Genomic DNA, 7805 nt, shown 5'->3' with positions numbered 1-7805 from the left:
TTACAGGTGAGCTGAATGTAATTGCAAATAGAATTTCTGAGGATGTGTCATCAAGGAAGTTCTAGTAATCAGATAATTAAAGCCTCATTAGAGGCTTTAGGTAATTTAGAATCCTTTTGATTCGGAGAATTTTTGAGGAGCAATACTTGAAGAACCTTCAGTCATATCCTGAATATTTTTGTTCTCATTTTCTTTTTTAGCAGGATCTTCATTTACAGAATCTTTGTTATTTGCTGATTCCATGTTTTCTTTCATTTGCTCTTGCTTTTCTTTTTGAACCTTTGCATTTGCCTCATTTAAACGTCTTGAAGCATCGGCAGCAACAGAAAGATCTTTTGATGATGGCTGAGCAGGAGCCTTAGCAGCCTTGATTATAATTCGCATTTTTTCAGCTGTTTTTTCTGGTGTATCTGCATCACTAGAATCTATGTTGACGCTTCCTGCAACTGCATATTTTTTACCGTCAGGCCCAGTTTCATACTCATAAGAAGGAGCACTTGTATAAGGACTTCCGACTCTCTGATGAGTTCTTTCATGCTTCTTTACTTCAATATCTCTGCTTTTCAGCTCTTGAAGCTCTTGTTTTTCTTTGTCACTAAGTGGCTTTCCATTAGCACCTTTTTCTTCAGTAACAGAGCCTTTTTCATTATCTTTTGACTCATCGGTGTTTACAGTTCCATCAGTTACGTTTGTCTTATCTTCATTGCTATCTGTTTTAACGGTTGGATCGCTAACCTTTTTTGCAATTCCAAGATAGGCCATTCTTGCTTTAGAACGATTTGATGAGTATTGATGCTGGCAGTTCTGTCCGTCATTACACTGACAGTTATCTTTTGATAGAGTAACAGTATCTTCTTGAAGTACTAAAATTCTGTTCTCATTATTTTCATTAGAGTAATTTTGGGCAATAGAATTAGAGCCGGTAGCGTAATTGCTAGATACCGGAGACATACCATTAAGAAGATTAATTGTACTCATAATCTATACCTCTACATAGAGATCGGCAGACTATATATCTAACTTTAGTAAATCTTCAAAAAAAATTAAATTTTTCTTTGAGATTAATTCTTAAAAAAATAAAAGCCAGCATATATGCTGGCTTTACATGATTCTAATTAGAATTAAGCTTCTTTTTTCTTCTGTGCTCTTCTGCAAGCTGCTGCTGTAAAGATTACATCAGTTGAGCTGTTAAGTGCAGTTTCGCATGAATCCTGTACAACACCGATAATAAAGCCAATGCCAACTACCTGCATTGCGATGTCGTTTGGAATACCGAAGATTGAGCATGCAAGAGGGATCAGCATTAAAGAGCCGCCTGCAACACCTGATGAGCCACATGCACAAAGAACTGAAGCAATACACATTAAAAGTGCTGAAGCAAAGTCAATATTGATTCCAAGAGTATGAGCTGCAGCCATAGTCATGATAACGATGGTTACACCTGCACCTGACATATTAATAGTACAGCCAAGAGGAATAGAAATAGAGTAGGTTGCTTTATCAAGCTTCATTTCTTCACATAAAGCCATATTTACAGGCAGGTTTGCAGCAGATGATCTTGTAAAGAATGCTGTGGTACCAGATTTTGCAAGGCACTTGAATACGATAGGGAATGGATTTTCTCTTGTTGTGATGAATACTAAAAGTGGATTTACAACAAAAGCGATAATGAGCATGGTTGCAACTAGAACTGCAACAACATGAACATAATTTAATAGATTTGCAAAACCACCTTCTTGTGTACATGAAGAGTAAACAAGACCGAAAACACCTAATGGAGCACAGCGAATAACGAATCTAATTACACCTGAAACAGATGCAGCCAGATCGTCAAGAACGATTTTTGTAGTTTCGTTTGCAACTCTGAACATTAGACCTAATGCAATAGACCAGAAAAGAATTGCTACATAGTTACCGTTGATAAATGCTGCAATAGGATTTTCAACTGCCTGGTTTACGAAATTTACAAGAACCTCTTTAATTCCTGATGGAGCTGAAACATTGGCATTTAGAGCAAGCTCTGAGAAAGTGCTTGGGAAAATATATGACATTGATAAAGCCAGTGTGCCTGAAATAATCATGCCGATAAAGTAAAGTGCAATGATTGGTTTCATGGCTGTTTGCTGACCAGTCTTATGTTTTGCAATAGCAGATGTTACAAGAACAAAAATAAGGATTGGTGCAACAGCTTTTAATGCTTTAACGAATAGTGTTCCAAGTGTAGGAATAACAGATTTGTCATCAGGATATACATAAGCTGCAACAATACCTAAAAGAAGACCAACAATGATCTGAAGAATAAAAGGAACCTTATTTAAGGTGTGATAGAGCGGAGCTCTTGGGTTTTCAGTTTCTAACATATCTAACCTTATTAGTGTTAACAATAATTGTTATGAAAAAAATTTTGATAATTATAAGGTGACAGATAAAAAATAAAAATAAAAGTTTTAATTGCACCAAAAATAGATAGAGATTTTTTGAAATACAGCACAAAAAACAAAAAACAGCTAAATAATGAAAGATAATGGTGCAGAATCGGTAATGATTATTGATTACTTAAGTCTACTATATTAGATTTTGTTTTTGTATATAAGAAAAATGCTCAGTAAAAATTTTTACAAACTCAATGCTGTGTATTATAATCTTGTAGGTTAGTCGTGAAAAACGGCTATATTTACGTAATTTAATATATTAATTTAGGTACCACAATGATCTATTCTAAAGAAGTAGAGAATATGTGCCCAGTTACTAAGGGTGCATATCATGGTCCTGCTCCAATTCCTGAAGAGGGTAAGTGGGTTCAGGCTAAAGAAATCAAGGATATCAGCGGTTTAACTCACGGTGTGGGTTGGTGTGCTCCTCAGCAGGGCGCTTGTAAGATGACCTTAAATGTTAAAGACGGCATCATTCAGGAAGCTTTAGTTGAGACCATCGGCTGTTCAGGTATGACTCACTCAGCTGCTATGGCTTCTGAGATCCTGATCGGTAAGACCTTACTTGAAGGCTTAAACACAGACTTAGTTTGCGATGCTATCAACACTGCATATCGCGAGCTTTTCTTACAGATCGTTTACGGTCGTACACAGACTGCTTTCTCAGAGGGTGGTTTACCAATCGGTGCTTCTCTAGAGGATTTAGGTAAGAACTTACGTAGCCAGGTTGGCACTATGTTCGCTACTAAGGATAAGGGCCCACGTTATTTAGAAATGACTGAAGGTTATGTAACTCGCGTTGCATTAAACAACAACAACGAGATTGTTGGTTATGAGTTCGTAAACTTAGGCAAGTTAATGGATCTTCTAAAGGCTAACCCAGAGATGTCTGGTAAAGAAGCTATTGCTAAGATCCAGGGCCACTATGGTCAGTGGGATAATGCCGCTAAGTACATTGACCCAAGAAAAGAATAAGAGGTACTAAAAGATGGCATTATTTGAAAGTTATGAGCGTCGTATTGAGAAAATCAATGGTGTTTTAGCTCAGTATGGCATTAAGTCAGTTGAAGAGTGTAAGGATATCTGCGCACAGTATGGTTTAGACCCATACAAGACTGTAGGTGAGATCCAGGGTATCGCTTTCGAGAACGCAAAGTGGGCATACACTGTTGGTGCTGCTATTGCAATCAAGAAAGGCTGCAAGGTTGCTGCTGATGCAGCTGATGCTATCGGTATCGGTTTACAGGCTTTCTGTATTCCAGGTTCTGTTGCTGAAGACCGTAAGGTTGGTATTGGCCACGGCGGTTTAGGTGCAATGCTTCTACGCGATGAGACCAAGTGCTTCTGCTTCTTAGCAGGTCACGAGTCATTCGCTGCTGCTGAAGGTGCTATCGGTATCGTTCGTAACGCTAACAAGGCTCGTAAGACTCCATTACGCGTTATCTTAAACGGTTTAGGTAAGGACGCTGCTCAGATCATTTCTCGTATCAACGGCTTCACCTATGTTCAGACCAAGTTTGATTACTACACATCAGAGTTAAAGATTGTTAACGAGATCAAGTACTCAGACACAGAGCGTGCTAACGTACGCTGCTTCGGTGCTGACGATGTTCGTGAAGGTGTTGCAATTATGCATCACGAGGGTGTTGATGTTTCTATTACCGGTAACTCAACCAACCCAACCCGTTTCCAGCACCCAGTAGCTGGTACTTATAAGAAAGAGTGCGTAGAGCAGAACAAGAAGTACTTCTCTGTTGCTTCAGGTGGTGGTACCGGTCGTACCTTACACCCAGACAACATGGCTGCAGGTCCTGCTTCATACGGTATGACCGACACTATGGGTCGTATGCACTCAGATGCTCAGTTCGCTGGTTCTTCATCTGTACCTGCTCACGTAGAAATGATGGGCTTCTTAGGTATGGGTAACAACCCTATGGTTGGTGCAACTGTAGCTATCGCAGTTCAGGTATCACAGGCTTTAAACAAGTAATTTAAAGTTTTGATATCAATAAAAGGGCATTCTTTTGAATGCCCTTTTTGATCATGTTTTCTTTATTATTTAGAATTCTTTACTATAATAATTATGACAAAATAATAATTATTTATGAGTATGGAATTTATGAATAAATTTCTAATTTTTATATCACTGCTTTTTTCTCCTGTTCTTTATGCATCCTCACTGTCATCTTGTTCGTTAAACGGTGTAAACCTATACGGAAAAGTTAAGGTTGTAGAGCATTTTGCTACTTTCAAGGTTAAGGTTGTCAGAAATTTTGCTGATCTTAAATTTAAAGAAGTTGCTCATTTTGCAGATAAATGCGGAGAGTGGCAGTTTGTAAACAACTTTGAAGATTTTTCTATTCAGTATGTCGATGCCTTTGAGGATTTTTCAATCATGAAGGTTGATAATTTTCCTGGCATCGACTAAGTAAATATCTATTGTCCTTTGTAGCTGCACAGTTTTCTTGATTTGTTATATTTGATATCGTAAACAATACTATCGTAGCATTTGTTCGGATCAATTTTCTTTATTTTTGAAGTGTTAATGTCACAATATGAGATACAGCCAGCCTTTATAAAGTCTTCTTCTAATGGATCAACTAAATTTTTAACATCAAGTTCAAGTTTTCTTACATACATTGAGTAAGTTCTTCTGCTGGTTATTCCGTTTTCATCAGTATAGTCAGCTGTAAAATCTTTTAGGTATCTGTTTGATGTATCTCCTAATACTTCCTGTACATAATGAACATATGTGAAACTCCTTTCTAGTTTGACATCAAAAATCAGGTTTACAGCATTGTGATGTCTAAAAAAGTCAAAAGGTGAATCACTACCGAAAGAAGATTTGTTATTAAGATCGACTAGTTCTTTTTGATACCGACCAGCTACAGCAAAAGAATATATTGGATGTTTTGTTCTTTTAAAATCAGATCTTGAAAGTGCTGTTTGTGTTATAGATCCTGTCTTTGAAGGCGTAGTTCTATAGTCAAATGCCAAACCTTTGCAAAAATCCCAGTTATAACAAGGAAATACAACAGTACCTTCACTTCCAACTTCTTCTAGCAATCCGTCTATAAAATCATTGAAATCTGTTGAGCTGTTATTTTTAATAGCATTCATTATCATTCGTCTGCTGTCTGTTGACACTAATATGAAATCGCCTTTTTTCAGTCCGAGATTTTTGCCATAATCTTTGAGTGGTACGTACGCTGTCATGATATTCCTTTATTTCTAACTAAACTAAGTGGAACAACAATAATGATATGATCAATTAGCTATGAATAACTATGACGTTGGTAACAAAATTTTTTCTAAAGAAATTTTGGTTTTCTCCGATAGCTTATGTAAAGGTTTTATAAACGGCCAGTGAGCTAAATATCAGGAGAGAGACAGAGGAAACTCTGATAGCTTTTCTGCCGTTTGGCAGAAAAGCGACCTGATTTCATATTCATTTTTCTGATAATCATCAATTAAATCTGATAGAATAGCGCACAAATGAAGGTGCGTTATGAATTATTTTTTTCATCTGTTCAAATCAAATACCGATCTTGTAGTTTCTTTTTTTCTTGCACTAATAAGCTGCTTAATACCAAAAACAGATCCTTTAAATACTGTCCTCTCAATAAACTATGAGATTCTCTTTCTTTTAATGTGCCTTATGATGGTCGTTGCAGGATTTAGAAAAATCGGTGTATTAGATGGAATATACAAAGGATGTTTTAAGTTTGTTGATAATACACGATCGTTGTCAAGGATCTTTATTTTCATTAACTTTTTCATCTCAATGCTCATAACCAATGACGTATCTCTAATCGTATTCGTTCCTGTTGCAATAAGAGCATTTACCTGCATAAACAGAAACGATCTGATTATTCCTGTAGTATCCATGCAGACAATAGCTGCAAATATGGGCAGTATGCTCACACCTGTTGGAAATCCTCAGAATCTTTATATCTATTCATATTTTCACTATCAGTTTACGGATTTTATTTTTGTTACATTCCCTGTATTTGCAGTCTGTTTCATCCTTTTGTATGTAGCAACACATTTTATTGATAAATCATCTTTAATAATTGATACAGTGCAAAAGGTTGTAATACCAAAGAAAAAGGCAGTGCTGTTTTTTGTATTATTTATTTTCTGTCTTTTATGTGTTTTAAGAGTAATAGACATTTATATACTGTGTCTGATTCTGTTCCCTGTATGTTTTATTAGTGACAGAAAGTTGTTCTTGAAAGTAGATTACAAACTTCTTTTACTTTTTGTCTTTTTATTTATTCTTGTTGGTAATCTCTCAAAATTCGATCTTGTAAGTTCACTTGCCTATGAATTTGTAAGTGAGTATGAATATTTCGTATCTTTATGTTTATCTCAGATAGTATCTAACGTTCCCGCCACAGTTATGCTTTCATCTTTTACATCCGATCCTGATCCTCTTTTAGTAGGTGTGAATGTAGGTGGTCTTGGAACAATCATAGCCTCAATGGCATCACTTATTTCATTTAAGTACTATGTGAAGATTGATGGCGCTAAACCACTTTATTATCTTAAGAAGTTTACAAAATATAATTTAAGATTCCTGTTAGTTCTTGTAACTTTACATTTTATATTTCCATCTTACTTTTAAAAAATTTGATTTTTAAAAGATTTTCTTTTGAAAATAAAAGGTTATTCTTGTAAGAAAAAATGTAAAAAATAGCAACAAAAGAGCTTTTAAAGTATAATATCTGAAGATTTTTAGGAGCTCTTTTTTATGGCACTTTCCTTTTTTGCAACATGTCCAAAAGGACTTGAAACTCTTTTATTAAATGAACTTAACTCAATAGGTGCATCATCAGCTAAAGAAACAGTTGCAGGTGTATCCTTCAAAGGTGATTTTGCCTTTGGTATGAAAGCATGTCTTTATTCAAGATTTGCATCAAGAATTCTTCTAGAGTTATCTGAGTTTTTCTGTGAAACTGACACTGAACTTTATATCGGTGCAAACGGTGTTGCATGGGAAAAGTATTTTGATAAGAGCAATACCATTGCAGTAACTTTCACCGGTACTAATGAATCAATCAGAAATACTCAGTACGGTGCTTTAAAGGTTAAGGATGCAATCTGCGACAGACTTCAGACAACACAGGGTGGAAGACCTGATGTAGACAGAGAAAATCCTGATGTTGTAATCAACTGTCATTTAGATAAGAAAGGCAGTGCTAATATCCTAATTGATCTTTCTGGAAGAGCTTTATTAAAGCGTGAGTATCACAGAGGGACTGGTGATGCTCCTCTTAAGGAAAATCTTGCTGCTGCTATGATTTACAGAGCAGGCTACAACAAGGAGAATTTCCTTGATCCAATGTGTGGTTCAGGAACATTGCTTTTAGA

Annotated in this window: 8 protein-coding genes; 5 read left to right on the top strand and 3 right to left on the bottom strand. The window is 36.1% G+C overall.

The annotated features are described in order from the left end of the window. Positions 1–105 precede the first annotated feature (105 nt). Both ACJML3_RS02395 and sstT read right to left on the bottom strand, forming a co-directional pair. Positions 106–978: a putative metalloprotease CJM1_0395 family protein gene (locus ACJML3_RS02395; RefSeq protein WP_406020276.1), complete on the bottom strand. Its 873-nt coding sequence runs from the start codon at positions 976–978 to the stop codon at positions 106–108. A gap of 143 nt (positions 979–1121) precedes the next feature. After that, entirely contained in the window at positions 1122–2360 is a 1239-nt protein-coding gene (gene sstT, locus ACJML3_RS02390; RefSeq protein WP_406020274.1) for a serine/threonine transporter SstT, read from the bottom strand. Positions 2361–2708: 348 nt separating this feature from the next. Here sstT and ACJML3_RS02385 point away from each other — a divergent pair, with 348 nt between their 5' ends. The 3 genes from ACJML3_RS02385 to ACJML3_RS02375 all read left to right on the top strand — a co-directional run bounded on the left by ACJML3_RS02385 (position 2709) and on the right by ACJML3_RS02375 (position 4860). After that, complete coding sequence (locus ACJML3_RS02385; protein ID WP_219937849.1) at positions 2709–3407, top strand: iron-sulfur cluster assembly scaffold protein; 699 nt, start codon at positions 2709–2711, stop codon at positions 3405–3407. Between the two features lie 13 nt (positions 3408–3420). Beyond that, the gene (locus tag ACJML3_RS02380; protein WP_219937848.1) at positions 3421–4422 is read left to right on the top strand and encodes a GGGtGRT protein; all 1002 of its coding nucleotides are present in this window, start codon (positions 3421–3423) and stop codon (positions 4420–4422) included. 129 nt (positions 4423–4551) lie between these two features. Then, positions 4552–4860: a hypothetical protein gene (locus ACJML3_RS02375; RefSeq protein WP_406020272.1), complete on the top strand. Its 309-nt coding sequence runs from the start codon at positions 4552–4554 to the stop codon at positions 4858–4860. Between the two features lie 8 nt (positions 4861–4868). On the opposite strand, the gene ACJML3_RS02370 is transcribed toward ACJML3_RS02375, so the two are convergent. Next, positions 4869–5648, bottom strand: coding sequence for an AAC(3) family N-acetyltransferase (locus tag ACJML3_RS02370; RefSeq protein ID WP_406020270.1), 780 nt, complete (start codon positions 5646–5648; stop codon positions 4869–4871). Positions 5649–5940: 292 nt separating this feature from the next. On the opposite strand from ACJML3_RS02370, the gene ACJML3_RS02365 reads away from it, so the two are divergent. After that, positions 5941–7059 (top strand): SLC13 family permease, encoded by a 1119-nt coding sequence (locus tag ACJML3_RS02365; protein ID WP_406020268.1) that lies wholly within the window; start codon positions 5941–5943, stop codon positions 7057–7059. 126 nt (positions 7060–7185) lie between these two features. Then, positions 7186–7805, top strand: a 620-nt coding sequence (locus ACJML3_RS02360) for a THUMP domain-containing protein (RefSeq protein ID WP_406020266.1), incomplete at its 3' end; no start/stop codon positions are given.

This window comes from Succinivibrio sp. (genome assembly GCF_045124615.1).
GTDB classification, from domain to species: Bacteria; Pseudomonadota; Gammaproteobacteria; order Enterobacterales; family Succinivibrionaceae; genus Succinivibrio; species Succinivibrio faecicola.
Note: the sequence above shows the minus strand (reverse complement) of the source record. Positions and strands in the feature narration are given on the sequence as shown.

Excerpts from the sequence above, each read along its gene's own strand:
- ACJML3_RS02395 (WP_406020276.1), bottom strand. The coding sequence starts at position 978 with ATGAGTACAATTAATCTTCTTAATGGTATGTCTCCGGTATCTAGCAAT.
- ACJML3_RS02385 (WP_219937849.1), top strand. The coding sequence starts at position 2,709 with ATGATCTATTCTAAAGAAGTAGAGAATATGTGCCCAGTTACTAAGGGT.
- ACJML3_RS02370 (WP_406020270.1), bottom strand. The coding sequence starts at position 5,648 with ATGACAGCGTACGTACCACTCAAAGATTATGGCAAAAATCTCGGACTG.
- ACJML3_RS02365 (WP_406020268.1), top strand. The coding sequence starts at position 5,941 with ATGAATTATTTTTTTCATCTGTTCAAATCAAATACCGATCTTGTAGTT.
- sstT (WP_406020274.1), bottom strand. The coding sequence starts at position 2,360 with ATGTTAGAAACTGAAAACCCAAGAGCTCCGCTCTATCACACCTTAAAT.
- ACJML3_RS02380 (WP_219937848.1), top strand. The coding sequence starts at position 3,421 with ATGGCATTATTTGAAAGTTATGAGCGTCGTATTGAGAAAATCAATGGT.
- ACJML3_RS02375 (WP_406020272.1), top strand. The coding sequence starts at position 4,552 with ATGAATAAATTTCTAATTTTTATATCACTGCTTTTTTCTCCTGTTCTT.